Origin of the sequence: Phenylobacterium aquaticum, assembly GCF_022695515.1 — a bacterium.
Taxonomy (GTDB): domain Bacteria; phylum Pseudomonadota; class Alphaproteobacteria; order Caulobacterales; family Caulobacteraceae; genus Phenylobacterium; species Phenylobacterium aquaticum.
Genome location: NZ_JALDPT010000063.1, coordinates 1 through 15,149, shown reverse-complemented (window position 1 = coordinate 15,149; position 15,149 = coordinate 1). Strand labels below are relative to the sequence as shown.

Genomic DNA, 15,149 nt, shown 5'->3' with positions numbered 1-15,149 from the left:
GCCGGGCCGGCGCAGAATGGCCTCGGCGCGGGCCAGCCAGCGATTGGCCTCCGACACCGCCTCGGCCGGCGAGCCCCGGCGCGGCGCTGCTCGTCGCCGGTGACCCACAGGTCGAGGTCGAAGTCGGGATAGCGGGGATCGTCGAACACCAGGCGCAGAGTGACCCGGCTGGCGTGGCCCACCACCTGGTCGAGGGCGCGCCGCGGTTCGTTGCGGAAGGCCCGCGCCAGCACCTGGCCGTCGACGATCATCTCGGCGCCGGCCAGCTCATCGATGCGGTAGATCAGGCACCAGGCGCCGGCGTCCCAGGTCACGGCCGCCAGGCCCGAGGTGAAGGAGAAGCCGGCCCCCCGGCCGCGGCCCCGCGCCACCACCATGGCCTCGGGCTCGGCGTTCAGCACCTTGCGCAGCGAGCGCAGGATGCGGCGGTTCTCGTCCATGAACCAGATGGCGGCGGAGCCGAAAAAGGTCACCGCCGTGCCCGCCAGGGCCACCATCAGCAAAAGGCGCATGATCTCGCTCATGGGCGCGACGCTAGCGTGGTTCGGGGATGGCCGGAAGGATCAGAGGTCGAGTTCCACCACCACAGGGACGTGATCGGAGGGCTTGTCCCACCCGCGCACGTCGCGGTGGATCACGCAGCTCTTCAGGTGGTCGGCGGCCTGGGGCGAGAGCAGGGCGTGGTCGATGCGGATGCCGTTGTTCCGGGGCCAGGCGCCGGCCTGATAGTCCCAGAAGGTGTAGCTCTCCGGCGCGCCGTCCACCGCCATGAAGGCCTCGGTCAGGCCCAGCCACTTCAGCGCCCGGAACGCCTCGCGGCTCTGGGGCTGGAACAGGGCGTCGCGGGTCCAGTCCTCGGGGCGGGCGGCGTCGCGGGCGTCGGGAATGACATTGTAGTCGCCCATCAGGGCCAGCGGCTCCTCCAGCGGCAGGAGCTCGCGGACATGGGCGTTCAGCCGCGCCATCCAGGCCAGCTTGTAGCCGAACTTGTCGGTGTCGATCGGATTGCCGTTGGGCAGATAGATCGAGGCGACGCGCACGGGCTGGGGGCCTGATACCACCGCCTCGACATAGCGGGCCTGCTCGTCGGCGTCGTCGCCCGGCAGGCCGCGGCGCACATCCTCCAAGGGGGTCTTGGACAACAGGGCCACGCCGTTATAGGTCTTCTGGCCATGGACGGCGAGGTTGTACCCCAGGCGCTCGAAGGCTTCGGCGGGGAACTTCTCGTCGACGCACTTGATCTCCTGCAGACAGGCGACGTCCGGCGACGCCTCTTCGAACCAGCGCAACACCGTTTCCAGTCGCGCATTGATTGAATTGACGTTCCAAGTCGCGATTCGCATTGACGGCTCCAGGGCGGATGAGAACGCTAACGGCCATGGCGGAGGGGCTCAAGGCAATGCCTGATACGTCACAGCGTTGGCGATTGGCGGGGATGATCGCGGCGACCGTGGTGTGGGCGGTCATGGCCGCGTTCGGCGCGCTCGCCTGCATCTTCTCGCCGCTGATCTTCGACCGTCCGGGGAATTTGATGAACCCCCTGGCCTGGCTGAGCCTGCTGCTGCTGGTCACCTTCTGGATCGTCTGCATCCTGGCGCCCTTCGGGGCCTGGGTGGTGTTCCGTCGGGGGCAGGAATCCCTGGCCTGGGCGGCCATGGCCGCGCCGCTCGCCTGGCTGGCGCTGCTGGCGGCGGTCCTGCAGTTCGTGCCGGGCTGATCAGCGCCCGGCGGCGACCAGCTGGCTGAAGGTCTCCGTGCCGATCGGATAGTCCCGCCAGTCCTTGTAGTCGAAGTGCCACCACTCCTCGGGAAACACGCTGAAGCCCTCGGCCTCCATCGCCTTGCGCAGCAGGTCGCGCGTCCAGCGCTGGCGGCTGGTGCCGCCCACATAGTCGGCGTAGCTGCGCCGGGACATCTCGTCATAGCGCCCGGTCATCTCCACCGGCTCGCCGGTCTTGAGATCGTAGAGGGTGAGGTCGACCGCGCAGCCGCGGTTGTGCCGCGAGCCCTTGGCCGGGTCGGCCACGAAGACATGGGCGTAGGCCGGGGTGGCGTCCCAGAACATGCGGGTCACGAACCAGGGGCGATAGCCGTCGTGGATCAGCAGGCCATAACCCTGGGCCTTCAGGGTCTTGGCCGCGCGGGCCAGGGCCTCGGCGGCCGGACGCTGCAGCCAGGCGCCGGACCGCTCATAGAGCGGAAAGCCCATGAAGTTGTTGGTCGAGGCGTAGCGGATGTCGAGCCGGATGGTCGGATCGAGGCTGGTGAGGCTGACCAGGTCCGAGGCCCGGCGGGCGGGCGGCTCCGCGGGCGGCGTGGCGGCCAGGGCGGCGGCGCGGACCCGCGCCGGATCGGCCTTCACCCCGGCCTGGATCTCGGCCACGGTCTCCGCGCCCACGTCGCGGCGGGGCAGGCGCTCCCCCGACAGGATCACGGCGTCCGGGGCGAAGGCGACCTCGCCGACCGCGCCGGTGTATCGCCCGGGCGAGATCTGCCACAGGGCCGACGCCTGCAGGCCTCGACCATTGAGATAGAGCTGTCCGCCCTGCTCGTAGACGGTCAGCAGGTTGTCGCCGGTCCCATACTCGCCGACCGCCGCGGCGATCGCAGGCGCGGGCGGCGGAGGGACGGCCTGGGCGCGGAGGTCGGCGGGCGCGATGATCGTCAGGGCTGTCGCCAGCGCCGCTAGCCAGGCTCGCATGCCGTTCTCCCTCTGGGCGAACCTGTCGCACGTCTGCGTTGTGGTTCGGGGTCGGGGGACAGGTATAATCCCCTATGGCGTCCGACGTGACAGATTCTCGGCCCCTGTACCGACCCGGCGCAAGGGTCGCGGCCGCCTATTTCCTCGCTTGCGCCGGCCGCATCACCCGCCTGCTCAACGAGGATATCGGCCCGTCCATCGCATTTCTGGGCGTGTCCTGGGCGAACGTGGCCCACCTGGCCGGGGGCGGCGACGCGCCGCCGGTCCCGGACGAGGCCCGTGCGCCGGTGACGGTCTATCGCCTGGCCGACAATCTCGGCATGCCCTACGAGACCGCCCGGCGTTACGCGACCCGGCTGGTGGAGGCCGGGCTCTGCACCCGCTCGGAGGCGGGCTTGGTCATTCCCGACGCGGTGCTGACCCGCCCGGACTTCCGCGCCCTGGTGCGGGAGACCTGGGAGGCGACCGCCGCCCTTCGCAATGACCTCCTGGCCCTGGGCGTGGCCTTGCCCGAGCCGGCCGGTCCGCCGACGGATGAGGACCGGCGCTGGGTCGCGCGGCTGTCGACGGACTATTTCCTCCGCTATCTCGGCTATGTGACCGAGGCCCTTGAGGCCGATCCGATCACGGCCCTGGTCTTCCTCTCGGTCTATGACGTCAACGCCCGGCCGGTGCGGGAGCAGCCTGAGATCTCCCTGACCCTGCCGGCCCCGGACGCCGTGCGGCCCGATGCGCTGCGCGAGCCCGCCTCGATCTATCGCGTGGCCAAGACCCTGCGTCTGCCCTACGAGACCGCGCGGCGTCACGCGCGGCGCCTGATCAAGGACGGCTGGTGCGAGACGGCGCCGGACGGCGGCCTGATCGTGCCGGGCGCCAGCCTGCTGCGCCCCGTCATGGCCCATGCCGCGGAACTGAGTTGGCGCGCCGCCCTGCAGTTCCTGGCCAGCGCCGCCGACCGGGGCCTCGGCGCGGCGCCTTGACAGGACGGGCGGGCTGGGACCGTCTCGCTCCCCTCACAGCATCTCGGGGAGCACGGGCTTGGACATCGCGAATCTGGACGCCACGGCCTGCGCCGAGCTGATTGCGGCCGGCGAGGTTTCGCCGCGCGAGCTGGTCCAGGCCAGCATCGATCGGATCGAGGTGCTGAACCCGACCCTGAACGCGGTCGTCCACAAGCTCTATGACAAGGCCCTGGCGGCGGCCGACGACCCGGCGCTGGCCGACACGCCGCTGAAGGGTGTGCCGACCCTGGTCAAGGACCTGGACGGCTCGACGGCCGGCGATCCCTGGTACGGCGGCTCGGTCTATCTGAAGAAGCTCGACTGGCATGAGCCGGACGACAGCCACGCCATCGCGCAGATGCGCAAGGCCGGCCTGCTGATCGTCGGCAAGACCGCGACGCCGGAGCTCGGCATGCAGGTCAACACCGTCACCGACGCCCATGGGACCACCCGCAATCCCTGGAACCTGGAGCACAGCGCCGGGGGATCGAGCGGCGGGTCGGGGGCGGCGGTCGCCGCCCGCATCGTGCCCCTGGCCCATGGCGGCGACGGTGGCGGCTCGATCCGCATTCCCGCCGGCTACAACGGCCTGTTCGGCCTGAAGCCGTCGCGCGGCCGGGTCTCCAACGCGCCGCTGGAGGCCGATCCCTGGGGCGGCCTGGTCTGCCGCCACGTCCTCACCCGCTCGGTCCGCGACAGCGCCCTGATGCTCGATTGGCTGTCTAAGCCGAGCCTCGGCGACCCCTATGCCGCGCCGGCCGCCGCCCGGTCCTACAAGGACGAGGTGAGGGCCGGCGTGAAGGGCCTGCGGGTCGGGCTGATGACCCATCATCCGATGGGCGCGCTCCTGGATCCCGAGTGCGTCGCCGCCGTCCGCCAGATGGGCGAGCGGCTCGCCGAAGCCGGGGCCGTGGTCGAGGAGTCCTGGCCGGCCGCCTTCGCCGATCTGCGCCCCGAATGGATGGGCGTCGTCGTCACCGCCTGGATCGCCCATGAGCTGGAGGACCTGATCCGCCGCACCGGGGTCGAGCCCGGCCCCGGCGACCTGATGCCCGCCGCCGCCGGCGCGCTCGCCGCCGGCCGCAAGCTGCCGGCGCCGGTCTATATCGCCACCATGGAGGCGATCCACGCCTGGTCGCGCCAGATGAAGGCCTGGTGGGCCGATCACGACATCCTGCTGATGCCGACCTCGCCCTATGTGGCGCCGCGCCTGGATGTGCTGGCCGCCGATCCCGCCAACGCCGCCATGGGGGTGTCGCTGACCGCGCCCTTCAACATGACCGGCCAGCCGGCCGCCTCGATCCCCGGCGGCTGGAGCGCTCTGGGCCTGCCGGTCGGGGTGCAGGCGATCGCCGACTTCGGGCGGGAGGACCTGATCTTCCGGATCGCCGGCGCCCTGGAGGAGATCGCGCCCTGGACCGAGCGCCGGCCGGGCGTCTGCGCCGTCTAGCGGGCCAGGTGGCCGATCTCGTTGATGCGCCGGACCTTGGCCTGGCCGTGTTCGATATCGACCTCGCTGACCCCGCAGGGATCCTGGCTGAGCCGGCCATAGGCTGACAGGGGCTGGTCCAGCAGCTGGAGGAGCAAGGCGCGGTTGACGCTGTCGTGGCCGACCAGCACGACGCTCTTGTCCGGATGGCGGGCCAGCACCTCGCGCAGGGCGTCGGCGGTGTGGCCGACCAGGTCCTGCAGCGACTCGCCCTGGGGGAACCGCACCAGCTGAGGGGCCTGTTTCCACAGCCGATAGGCCTCGGGCTCGGCGGCGGCGACCTCCTCGTGGGTCCGCCACTGCCAGCCGCCATAGTCCAGGTCGTTCAACCCCTCCGCCGTCTGGACCTCAAGGCCGCCGCAGGCCCTGGCGATCTCGGCCGCGGTCTTCTGGCAGCGCTGCATCGGGCTGGCGTAGACGGCCGCCGGCGTCCAGGTCCGGGCGATGAAGGCCGCCGTCCGCCGCGCGTCCTCCTGACCCGCCTCGGTCAGGGCCAGTTCCATTCGACCGCGGAACCGCTCCGGGACAATGCCCTCCACATGGCCGTGTCGGGTGAGGATCAGCTTGGTCATGGGATGGTCTCCGGAAGACCCCCAAGCCCATATGGCCGGCGACGGAGTCGCGAAAGCCCGCCGGACCTGACAATCCGCAGGCGCCTGGCGAAAGCGCGGCCGGCGACCCTCGAACAGCTTTGCGGTGAGGCCGCCGTGGTTCCTAGGCTGGGGACATGCCCAGACTGTTCACCGGCCTGCTCGCTTCGCCGCTGCGAAACCTCGTCGCGGTCGTGGCCTTCATGCTGGCCCTGATCGTCGTCTCGACCACCGGCTATGTGCTGGCGGGCTGGAGCCTGTCGGACGCCATCTACATGGTGGTGCTGACCGTCTACACGGTGGGCTATGAGGAGGTCCGCCCGATAAACACGCCGGGCCTGCACGCATTGACGATGACCACCATCGTCTTCGGCTGCACAGGCATGATCCTGTTGACCGGGGTCCTGGTGCAGGTTTTCACGGTGGGGCAGATCAAGCAGCTCCTGGGCCGAACCGGCGTGACCTCTGACATCGAGCGGCTGAAGGGCCACGTCATCATCTGCGGCTTCGGCCGCATTGGGGTGATGCTGGCCAAGGACCTCAAGGACGGCGGCATGGATCTGGTGATCCTAGACCGCAGCGAGGCGCGGATCGCGGAGGCGGAGGCCCTGGGCTATCTCTGTCTGCAGGTCGACGCCGCCGACGAGGCGGGGCTGAAGGCCGGGGGCATCGAGCGGGCCCGGGTCCTGGCCACCGTCCTGCCGGACGACGCGGCCAATGTGTTCATCACGCTGTCGGCCCGCAGCCTGAATCGCGACCTGCACATCATCGCCCGCGGCGAGCAGCCGACCACCGAGAGCAAGCTGATCTATGCCGGCGCCGACAAGGTGGTGCTGCCGACCCATATCGGCGCGGAGCGGATCGCCGAGATGATCCTGCATCCGGAGACCGCCCGCTTCATCCGCGGCTCGGAGCGGATGCGCGATTTCGACAAGACCCTCAGGGACCTGGGCCTGCATCTTGAGGTGATCACGGTGCCGGAGGACTCCGCGGCCATCGGCGTGCCGCTCGGCGAAATGGAGACGCGCGCTCGCGGCGGCTTCTTCGTCGTCCAACTCGACCGCCGCGACGGCGAGGTGCTGACCCGGCCGCCGGGCGACACCCGGCTCCAGGCCGGGGACGGGGTGCTGATGGTCACCCGTGCCGAGGTCGCCGCCATCACCATGATGTTCCAGGCCCCGGCCGACCGGGTTCGCGCGGGCCGCAGCCTGTTCTGACCGGCCGCATGGGCCTAGACTGCCGGCAGAAGGAGTCGCCCATGGCTGGACTGAAGGACAAGCGCGGCTTCATCGACAAGGAGCGGCTCGACCTCTCCGAGCGCCAGGCGGTGGAATACTGGATGAAGCGCTGGGGCGTGACCCGCGACCAGATCACCGCCGCCCACCGCAAGGTTGGCCGCATGACCAAGGACATCGCCGCCGAACTCGGCAAGAAGCGCTGAGGCGGTTCAGGCCTTGGGATAGCTGACGGCCATCGCCTCCAGGGTGGCGGTCAGGATCTCCTCCAGGACCGGCAGGTTCACATCGGCGAGCCGCTTGATGTTGAGGCACACGCCCTTGAAGCTGTGCTTGCCCAGGTGCACCAGCCGCGCCTCGTGCGCCGCGACCCCGCCGGCCAGATAGATCACGGTCTTGCCCTTGCGGGGGCTGAAGCACAGGCGCGGCATGTCGCCCTCGCGGCCGCTGTCATAGCGATAGTGATAGGCGTCGAAGCCGACGATGGCGTCGCCCCAGAGGACCGGGGGATATCCCGTGATCCGGCCAATGATCTCGATCAGGATCCTGGCGTCATCGCCTTGGCCGGCGTCCGGCAGGGCCGCCACAAAGGCCTCGACGCTGGCGGGGGTCGGAACGGTCTTGATCGTCGCCATGGTGCTATCCCGTGTGCGTCCGGATCCAGCCCGAGATGAGGGCCAGGGCGGCGGGGGCGAAGGTCTACTCGATGCGGCCGTATTCGGCGGGCGAGCCGGTCTGGGCGGTCTGGAACAGGTGGTTCAGGCCAGGCAGCTCTCGCACCGTGGCGTCCGGGTTGCTGGCCAGGTCCTCGCGCAGCAGGGGCAGGTTCTGGGCGGCGACGACCTGCAGGTCCTTCGAGCCGTTGAGGGCCAGCACCGGGCAGCGCACAGCCTGCAGCGCCGGCTTCGGATCATAGGCCAGCAGGGAGCGCAGAGCAGGCGAGGCATAGGCGCGGGCCTCCGCGTCCAGGGTCGCGGCGGGCGCCTCGGGGCGGGCGGCGACCAGCAGGGCGTGGATTTTGGAGACCGCGTCGTCGGCGCTGGCCGCGGTCGCGGCGGCCACGAACAGCCGGTGCTTGAGGGCGATCATGTCGTCGACCTGGGGCTCGGAGGCGCCGGCCGCGCGGGCGAGCGCCATGTTCTGCCGCTCCAGCAATTCGATCCCCTGGGCGGCGGGGGCGGCCAGCAGCACGAGGAACGCCACGTCGCGGCGGAGGGCGGCGATCATCGGGGCGACGCAGCCGCCCTCACTGTGGCCGATCAGCCCGACCTTGCCGGCCCTGATCTCCGGCCGCGCCTTCAGCCAGGCGAAGGCCGCCTCGGCGTCCGAGGCGAACTCGTTCAGGCCGGCCTTGGCGAGGTCGCCGGTCGAGCCCCCGATCCCGCGCTTGTCGTAGCGCAGCACCGCAATCCCGGCGCGGGTGAGATGATCGGCCAGGACCAGGAAGATCGGATGGCCGAACACCTCCTCGTTCCTCAGGCTGGGGCCGGAGCCGGCGATCAGGACCACGGCGGGAAACGGGCCGGCGCCTTGCGGCAGGGTCAGGGTTCCGGCCAGCTTCACCCCCGGCGCGGCGGGATTGTCGAGGGCGACCTCAAGCTCGCGATAGGGATAGGGCTTGGCCGGGATCTGCGGGCGATCGAGGGTCGCGACCGGGCCGCCCGGCGCCCGGCGCACGAAGCTGAGGGGCAGGGTTGATCCGCCCTGGGTCCAGGTTCCGGCCAGGGTCTGGCCGTCCGGCGCCAGCGCGCCCTTGAACTGGCCGAAGGCGAACCGCACCACCAGGGCGTCGTCGCCCCCTTCCACGCCGGCGGCGGGCAGGCCCATCGCGCCCTGGTCGGGGCTGTCGAAGCTGGCGGCATATCCGCCGGGAATGGGCTTCAGATGCAAGGCGACACGCAGCTTGGATCCGCCGACGGCCAGGGCGCCGTCCCAGTCACCCTCTGCGGTCGGCGCGGCGGCGCGGGCCGGGGGGGCCAGCAGGGCGGGCAGGGCGGCCAGCACCGCGCGGCGGATCCACTGCGGCGAGATCATGCGGGCTCCCTGCGGACGGTTGGCGGGCATGCCTAAGCTTGCCCGCCTTTGCGCGCCCGCGCGAGTCCGCGCAACCGTCAGGCTTTGAAGGCCTCCGGAATGGCGTTCCCGCCGGCGTCGCCGAGCTCGGAGCCGCCGTCGACATTCATGATCGTGCCGGTGATGTAGCGGCCGCTCTCCGAGGACAGATAGATCACCGCCTCGGCGATATCGATCTTCTCGCCATAGCCGCGCAGGGCGATGCGGGATTTCACCCGCTCTTCGGCTTCCGGGGTGGTGGCCAGCCGGGCCATGCCCTCGGTCTCGGCGATCGGGCCGGGCGAGATGGCGTTGACCCGCACCCCGGCCGGTCCCCATTCCATGGCCAGGCACTGGGTCAGCATGTTGATCCCGGCCTTCGCCGCGCAGACATGGGCCTGGTAGAGCGACGGGCGCGAGCCCTGCGGCGCCGTGATCGAGATCAGCGAGGCGCCGGGGCGGTTCAGGTACTGGAAGCTCGCCCGCAGCACGTGGAAGGTGCCCATCAGGTCGATGTCGATGACGGTCTTGAAGCCGTTGGCGCTCATGCCGAGCGCCGGGGCGACGAAGTTGCCGGCCGCGCCGGAGACCACGATGTCGATCTTGCCGAACCTCTCGACGGCGGCGGCCAGCGCCGCGTCCACCGCGGCGAAGTCGCGCACGTCGCAGGCGATGCCGAGCGCCTCATGCCCCGCGTCGGTGATGGTCTTGGCGGCCGCGGCGATCTTCTCCGCCGAGCGGCTGATGATGGTGACCTTGGCCCCGGCTTCGGCCAGCCGCTGGGCGATACCCAGATTGATGCCGCTGGAGGCCCCGGCGACGAACGCCACCTTGCCCTTCAGATAGCCGTCCTTGATCGCGCTTTGCATGGTCGTGGTCCTCGCCTGGGTTTCGTTGGCGGGGAGGATAGGGGCTTACGCTGCGGCGGTGGCAATGGGGATTTGCGCACCCCTTGATCCGCTCACCCCGGCGACCCCGAAGGGGCGGCGCGAAGCAGTCAATGCCGCGGCCCAGATCATATATCTCGGCGAACGGCGGTTATCCCCTCTATCAACTCCCCGGACGTGGCGTGTGTCATCTGGGTCCCGGCATTCGCCGGGATGAGCGGAGTGAGCGTGACTACTTCCTCAGGCTCCGCCCCCAGAAGAACACGCCCAGCCCCACGCCGAACGGGATCCCGCCGAAGGCCAGCATCAGGGTCAGCATCTGCACCACGTCGGCGATCACAGTGCGCCCACCGCCCGTGACCGCGTTCCAGATCACGAAGCCCAGGAAAGTCAGGGAGCAGAGCCCCGACAACACGGCGATCAGCCCGCCGATGGCCATCAGCATGGCGCCGAAGTAGCGGCGGACGGCTTGCGACTTATCGCTCATCTGGCGGTCCTGATCTGTTGCGCTCGGCGATTCCGCGCAGGATCAGGATGATCCCAATCAGGATCGGCCCGCCACCGAAGATGGGCACGAAGGACGCTTCGATGCTTTCGCTACCCCGTGAGGTCCAGAGCACGGCGGCGGAGCATGCGCCGCAGAGCGTGACCATCAGGGCGCCAAGGGCGATCTTGTCGTAGGCCTCGCCATTGTCGGGGCCGCTTTGCTCCGGCTGAGGGCGTTTGAATTCGATCACCCTGACCGGACGATCGCCTGCAACGCTTTCGGCCGGATCGGTTTGATCCGCCTCGGCGCGCGCGCTGGGATCTTCCTCGCTCACACCCCACGCCCCTTCGCCAGAGCCCCGGCCCCAGCCGCGCCCGGCCGATAGAAGGTGTTGTAGGTGTCGAACGGATAGATCTTGCCGTCCGGCTCCACGAAGTGAACGCAGGAGCGCTTCACGGCCCCCAGGTCGAAATTGAAGCGGTCGAGGAACTGGGAGATCACCACCCGGAAGGTGTGCTCATAGGCCAGCTCCTCCGGCACCACGGCCTCCGGCAGGCAGCAGAGCAGGCCGGCCAGCTTGTCGGTGGTGTCGGCCTGGGCGGTGGAGAGCGACAACAGGTCGAAGATCCTGTCCCTGAGCTCTGGAAATGCTTCGAAAGTGACGGTGTTGGGCGCGGCGGCCACGAACAGCTCCCGCGGCAGGAGCGAGGTGATCGGCGTCACCTTGGCGCCGTCGCGCAGGCCGTAGCCGATGCAGATCTGGTCGGGATTGCAGGGAAGGGGGATCAGGTCATCCAGGCCGAACACCCCGGCCTTGGCGATCTCGCGCCGCACTTCGGTCAGCACGATGCGGTGGCGCTTGGCGTCGAAGCCGTCATTGCGCCCGGCGTCCTGGATCGGCTGGAAGGTCACGCCGCGCACGCAGCGCCAGGTGAGCGCATGGCGGACAATGTCTGCGATCTCATGGTCATTGACCCCCTTCTTCAGGGTGACGACCAGGGTGGTGGGGATGTTGCAGCGCTCCAGGGCCTCCAGCGCCTGCTGGCGAACCTTGGTGAGGTCCGCGCCGCGCAACTCCATCAGGGCGTCGCGGCTCAGGCTGTCGAACTGCAGATAGACCTCGAACCGGGGCATGAACGCCGCCAGTCGTTCGGCGAAGCCGGCCTCGCGGGCGATCCTCAGGCCATTGGTGTTGATCATCAGGTGGCGAATGGGCCGGGCCTTGGCGGCGGCCAGGATCTCGAAGAACTGCGGATGCAGGGTGGGCTCGCCGCCGGAGATCTGCACCAGGTCGGGTTCGCCCTCCGAGGCGACCAGGGCGTCGAGCATGGCCTCGATCTCGGCCATCGGCCGGTGCGCCTCGCGCTTCACCGAACTCTCGGCGAAGCAGACCGGGCAGGAGAGGTTGCAGGCCTCGTTGATCTCCAGGATCGCCAGGCAGGAATGCTGCTCGTGGTCGGCGCACAGGCCGCAGTCATAGGGACAGCCGTGCTCGGTGCGGCTCTGGATCGCCAGCGGTCGGTCGCCCGGCTTCACCCAGTCGCGCTGGGCTTTCCAGTAGGAGAGGTCGTCGCTGACCAGGGTCTTCTGCACGCCATGTTCGCGGCAGCGCTTCTGGTAGAAGACGTCGGATCCCTCGGCGATGATCTTGGCCGGGACCAGGGCCAGACAGGTCTCACACAGGCTGGTGGTCTGGCCCAGGAACAGATAGGGCGCGGACTTGCGCGTCGCGCTCGCGGCCTCGGTCACTGAGGAAATATCCAAGTCCATAAGCCGCCAGCCCCAAACACAGCACGTGGAAGAGGTTAAACGGCCCGATCAACCGGGGATAGGGCTTGAGGAACTCCCAGGCGAACCTTTGGACGGCGTACCAGAGGCACATGGCATAGAAGCCGCGGCGCATGGCCCAGGGCGCGCGCACCGCAAGGCCGGCGAGATAGGCCAGCAGAAACAGCGCCATGGCGGCGCTTTCATAGATCTGCACCGGATGGCGGCCGATCCCGTCGCCCAGATCGACGGCCCAGGGCAGGGCGGTGGGGCGCCCATAGGTCTGGTCGGCCAGGCCGGAAAACAGACAGCCGAACCGGCCGATGACCACGCCCAGGCTGAACGAGCCCACGAAGATCCCGCCGGTGGAGCCCTTCACCCCGCGCAAGGCCTTGTAGATCTCGACGCCTACGATCGCGCCCACCAGGGCGCCGACCACGCTGTGGGACAGGGCGCCACCCGCCGCGCGCAGGGTGTTCAGGGATCCGGCCAGCCAGGCGCCGGGAATGGCGCCCGCGGCCAGGGCGGCGAAATAGCCGCCGTCCACCTTGAGGGCGACCTTGTTGACGCTCTCGGTCAGCCGCCAGCGATAGAGGATCGCCCCCAGCCCCATGCCGCCGCCCCAGGCCAGGAGGTCGAAGAGGCTGTGCGCCCAGGGCGCGGTGGGGACATGGATCATGGGCGCAGGAGGGCATGGCCCTCCCGCCCGCGCAACTAGATCGAGAAGCTGACCCCGCAGCCGCAGCTGGACTTGGCGTTGGGGTTGCGGACGCGGAACTCCGCGCCGGCCAGTTCGTCGACGAAGTCGATCTCCGAGCCCTTGAGCAGGACCAGGCTCATCTCGTCGACCAGGGCCGCGGCCCCGTCGCGCTCGATCTTCAGGTCATCGGCCTGGGCGGCCTCGACCAGGTCGAACTGGTACTGGAAGCCTGAGCAGCCGCCGCCTTCGACGGCGACCCGCAGCATCACCTCGCGGCCCTCGGCGGCGCCGATGGCGCGGATCCGCTGGGCGGCGGCGGGGGAAAGGGTCAAGTCGGTTGTGGTCATAGCTGCGTAACACCTCGGCCTGAACTATATGAGATTGCATACGCCTCTCACCAAGAGGTCAATTTCACTCAGCGAGAGCGAATGGTCCCGACCCGCGCCGCGTACGCCGAAGACGCCGCCGCCTCCCTAGGCCGCAAGGTCGTCGAACCCGAGAGCCGAACGCGGACGCCCTTCGCCCGTGACCGCGACCGGATTATCCATTGCACGGCCTTCCGCCGGCTCAAGGAAAAGACCCAGGTCTTCGTGGCCCACGAGGGCGATCATTTCCGCACCCGCCTGACTCATTCGCTGGAAGTGGCCCAGGTGGCCCGCTCCCTGGCGACCGCGCTGGGGCTGGAGCCGGACCTCGCCGAGACCATCGCGCTCGCCCACGATCTCGGCCATCCGCCCTTCGGCCACGCCGGCGAGGACGAGCTTCAGATCCAGATGGAGAATTACGGAGGCTTCGACCACAACGTCCAGACCTTCCGGGTGGTGACCAAGCTCGAGCGCCGCTATCCGCGCTGGGACGGGCTGAACCTGACCTGGGAGACCCTGGAAGGGGTGATCAAGCACAACGGGCCGGTGACCCAGAAGCTGGCCCAGCCGTCCTGGAAGGCGATCAGCGAGTTCGACGCGGAGTACGACCTGGGCCTGGGCGGCTGGGCCTCGGCCGAGGCCCAGTGCGCGGCGCTCGCCGACGACATCGCCTATAACAATCACGACGTCGACGACGGGGTGCAGGCGGGCCTGTTCCACCTGAAGGAGCTGCTCGACGTCCCGCTGATCGGGCCGATCCTGCACGGGGTCTATAAGGACTATCCCGACCTGGAGCCGGGAATCGTCCGCATGGAGGCCGTGCGCCGGATGATCGGGGCCATGGTCGAGGACGTTCTGGCCGAGACAAACCGTCGCGCCATCGCCGCCAAGGTCGCCTCCGCCGAGGACGTCCGCCAGCTGGACCACGCCCTGGTGGCCTTCTCGCGGCCCATGCTGGAGGACCTGGGGCGGCTGCGCGAATTCCTGATGAGCCGCATGTACCGCTACTGGAAGGTCAACCGCACCCGCAGCCAGGCGCGCCGCATTCTGGCCGAGATGTTCCAGTTATTCATGGGCGAACCCGACGTCCTGCCGACCGAGTGGTTCGCAAGGTCGCAGAACCGCGACGAGGCCGGCCGCGCCCGCGTGGTGTGCGACTACATCGCAGGCATGACCGACCGCTTCGCCATCGAAGAGCACCGCAGACTTTTCCACCTCGACGTCTGGAATTAGGCGTCTCGACGGTTCGAAGCGCGGGCCCTTCCGGTAGACTGCCACCCCTATGCGCCGCACCGATTCGATTCGGGCGGACCTGCCGGAGTCCACGATGTCCAACCCCGATCGCGGCGCCTACACGCCGCCCACCGATGCGCCGTTGTCCTTCGATGCGCGACAGCCGGTGCGCGGCGCGCGTCCCGCCCCCATGATGCTGATCGTCAGCGCCCTGGTCCTGGTGGTGCTGGTGGTGGCGATCGTGATCTTCTACCGCTCCGGCGTTCATGAGGCCGGCGGACTGCCCCGGCCGTGGGCACCCCGGTCGGCGAGATGAAAGGCCCGGCGCCCGCCGAGGCCCAGCCGATCGACCCGGCCGCGGGCCTGCAGATCTACCAGTCGGCCGAGGGCCAGACCCAGCCGGCCGCCCCCAACTTCACCCCGGCGCCCGAGCAGCCCCAGAGCCGGACGGCCACGGTCCCGGTGGTCACCGCCCCGCCGGCCGCCCCGGCCCAGGTCGCCGCCAACACCACGGTGGTCACGCCGCCGCCTGCCGCGCCCGCGCCCAAGCCCGTCGCCGCCCAGCCGACCGGACCGGTCTCGGCCATGCCGATCACCCCGGCCGCCAAGCCGGTGCTGAAGCCGGCGGTCACCGCCCAGGCC

General features: G+C 69.7%; 17 protein-coding genes and 2 pseudogenes. 7 read left to right on the top strand and 12 right to left on the bottom strand.

Annotated elements, in window-relative coordinates; all coding sequences use genetic code 11:
- Both MQH10_RS25255 and xth read right to left on the bottom strand, forming a co-directional pair.
- Window positions 1-512 (bottom strand): annotated as a pseudogene (locus tag MQH10_RS25255) (hypothetical protein); the annotation flags it as partial.
- Window positions 513-563: 51 nt separating this feature from the next.
- Window positions 564-1,343 carry an exodeoxyribonuclease III gene (gene xth, locus MQH10_RS25250; RefSeq protein ID WP_242566733.1) on the bottom strand — a complete coding sequence of 260 codons (780 nt, stop codon included), beginning with the start codon at window positions 1,341-1,343 and terminating at the stop codon, window positions 564-566.
- 56 nt (window positions 1,344-1,399) lie between these two features.
- On the opposite strand from xth, the gene MQH10_RS25245 reads away from it, so the two are divergent.
- Complete coding sequence (locus MQH10_RS25245) at window positions 1,400-1,717, top strand: hypothetical protein (protein WP_242566732.1); 318 nt, start codon at window positions 1,400-1,402, stop codon at window positions 1,715-1,717.
- Here MQH10_RS25245 and MQH10_RS25240 read toward each other — a convergent pair whose 3' ends face one another.
- Entirely contained in the window at window positions 1,718-2,701 is a 984-nt protein-coding gene (locus tag MQH10_RS25240) for a M15 family metallopeptidase (RefSeq protein WP_242566731.1), read from the bottom strand.
- An 86-nt stretch (window positions 2,702-2,787) separates the two neighbouring features.
- On the opposite strand from MQH10_RS25240, the gene MQH10_RS25235 reads away from it, so the two are divergent.
- Window positions 2,788-3,681, top strand: a complete 894-nt coding sequence (locus MQH10_RS25235) for a hypothetical protein (protein ID WP_242566730.1) — start codon at window positions 2,788-2,790, stop codon at window positions 3,679-3,681.
- 58 nt (window positions 3,682-3,739) lie between these two features.
- Entirely contained in the window at window positions 3,740-5,152 is a 1,413-nt protein-coding gene (locus tag MQH10_RS25230; protein WP_242566729.1) for an amidase, read from the top strand.
- On the opposite strand, the gene MQH10_RS25225 is transcribed toward MQH10_RS25230, so the two are convergent.
- The gene (locus MQH10_RS25225) at window positions 5,149-5,763 is read right to left on the bottom strand and encodes a histidine phosphatase family protein (RefSeq protein WP_242566728.1); all 615 of its coding nucleotides are present in this window, start codon (window positions 5,761-5,763) and stop codon (window positions 5,149-5,151) included. The genes MQH10_RS25230 and MQH10_RS25225 overlap by 4 nt on opposite strands.
- Window positions 5,764-5,918: 155 nt before the next feature.
- Here MQH10_RS25225 and MQH10_RS25220 point away from each other — a divergent pair, with 155 nt between their 5' ends.
- Both MQH10_RS25220 and MQH10_RS25215 read left to right on the top strand, forming a co-directional pair.
- Window positions 5,919-6,998: a potassium channel family protein gene (locus MQH10_RS25220; RefSeq protein WP_242566727.1), complete on the top strand. Its 1,080-nt coding sequence runs from the start codon at window positions 5,919-5,921 to the stop codon at window positions 6,996-6,998.
- Between the two features lie 41 nt (window positions 6,999-7,039).
- Window positions 7,040-7,222: a DUF3606 domain-containing protein gene (locus MQH10_RS25215; RefSeq protein WP_242566726.1), complete on the top strand. Its 183-nt coding sequence runs from the start codon at window positions 7,040-7,042 to the stop codon at window positions 7,220-7,222.
- 6 nt (window positions 7,223-7,228) lie between these two features.
- Here the strand turns inward: MQH10_RS25215 and MQH10_RS25210 are convergent, their stop codons facing one another.
- The 8 genes from MQH10_RS25210 to erpA form a co-directional block, all read right to left on the bottom strand.
- Window positions 7,229-7,651 carry a DUF1801 domain-containing protein gene (locus MQH10_RS25210; protein ID WP_242566725.1) on the bottom strand — a complete coding sequence of 141 codons (423 nt, stop codon included), beginning with the start codon at window positions 7,649-7,651 and terminating at the stop codon, window positions 7,229-7,231.
- A gap of 64 nt (window positions 7,652-7,715) precedes the next feature.
- Window positions 7,716-9,050: an alpha/beta hydrolase family protein gene (locus tag MQH10_RS25205; protein WP_242566724.1), complete on the bottom strand. Its 1,335-nt coding sequence runs from the start codon at window positions 9,048-9,050 to the stop codon at window positions 7,716-7,718.
- 77 nt (window positions 9,051-9,127) lie between these two features.
- A complete protein-coding gene (locus MQH10_RS25200) occupies window positions 9,128-9,937 on the bottom strand; it encodes an SDR family oxidoreductase (protein ID WP_242566723.1) in 810 nt (269 codons plus the stop codon).
- A gap of 250 nt (window positions 9,938-10,187) precedes the next feature.
- On the bottom strand, window positions 10,188-10,442 hold the full coding sequence (locus tag MQH10_RS25195) for a hypothetical protein (protein WP_242566722.1): 255 nt from the start codon (window positions 10,440-10,442) through the stop codon (window positions 10,188-10,190).
- Complete coding sequence (locus MQH10_RS25190) at window positions 10,432-10,776, bottom strand: hypothetical protein (protein WP_242566721.1); 345 nt, start codon at window positions 10,774-10,776, stop codon at window positions 10,432-10,434. The genes MQH10_RS25195 and MQH10_RS25190 overlap by 11 nt, the downstream gene beginning before the upstream one ends.
- Complete coding sequence (locus tag MQH10_RS25185) at window positions 10,773-12,191, bottom strand: radical SAM protein (protein ID WP_242566720.1); 1,419 nt, start codon at window positions 12,189-12,191, stop codon at window positions 10,773-10,775. Before MQH10_RS25185 ends, MQH10_RS25190 begins: the two co-directional genes overlap by 4 nt.
- On the bottom strand, window positions 12,118-12,888 hold the full coding sequence (locus tag MQH10_RS25180; RefSeq protein WP_242566719.1) for a prolipoprotein diacylglyceryl transferase family protein: 771 nt from the start codon (window positions 12,886-12,888) through the stop codon (window positions 12,118-12,120). The genes MQH10_RS25185 and MQH10_RS25180 overlap by 74 nt, the downstream gene beginning before the upstream one ends.
- A 35-nt stretch (window positions 12,889-12,923) precedes the next feature.
- On the bottom strand, window positions 12,924-13,256 hold the full coding sequence (gene erpA, locus MQH10_RS25175; protein ID WP_242566718.1) for an iron-sulfur cluster insertion protein ErpA: 333 nt from the start codon (window positions 13,254-13,256) through the stop codon (window positions 12,924-12,926).
- 33 nt (window positions 13,257-13,289) lie between these two features.
- Here erpA and MQH10_RS25170 point away from each other — a divergent pair, with 33 nt between their 5' ends.
- Entirely contained in the window at window positions 13,290-14,507 is a 1,218-nt protein-coding gene (locus tag MQH10_RS25170) for a deoxyguanosinetriphosphate triphosphohydrolase (RefSeq protein WP_336605232.1), read from the top strand.
- Window positions 14,508-14,601: 94 nt separating this feature from the next.
- Window positions 14,602-15,149: pseudogene (locus MQH10_RS27275) on the top strand (cell division protein FtsN); the annotation flags it as partial.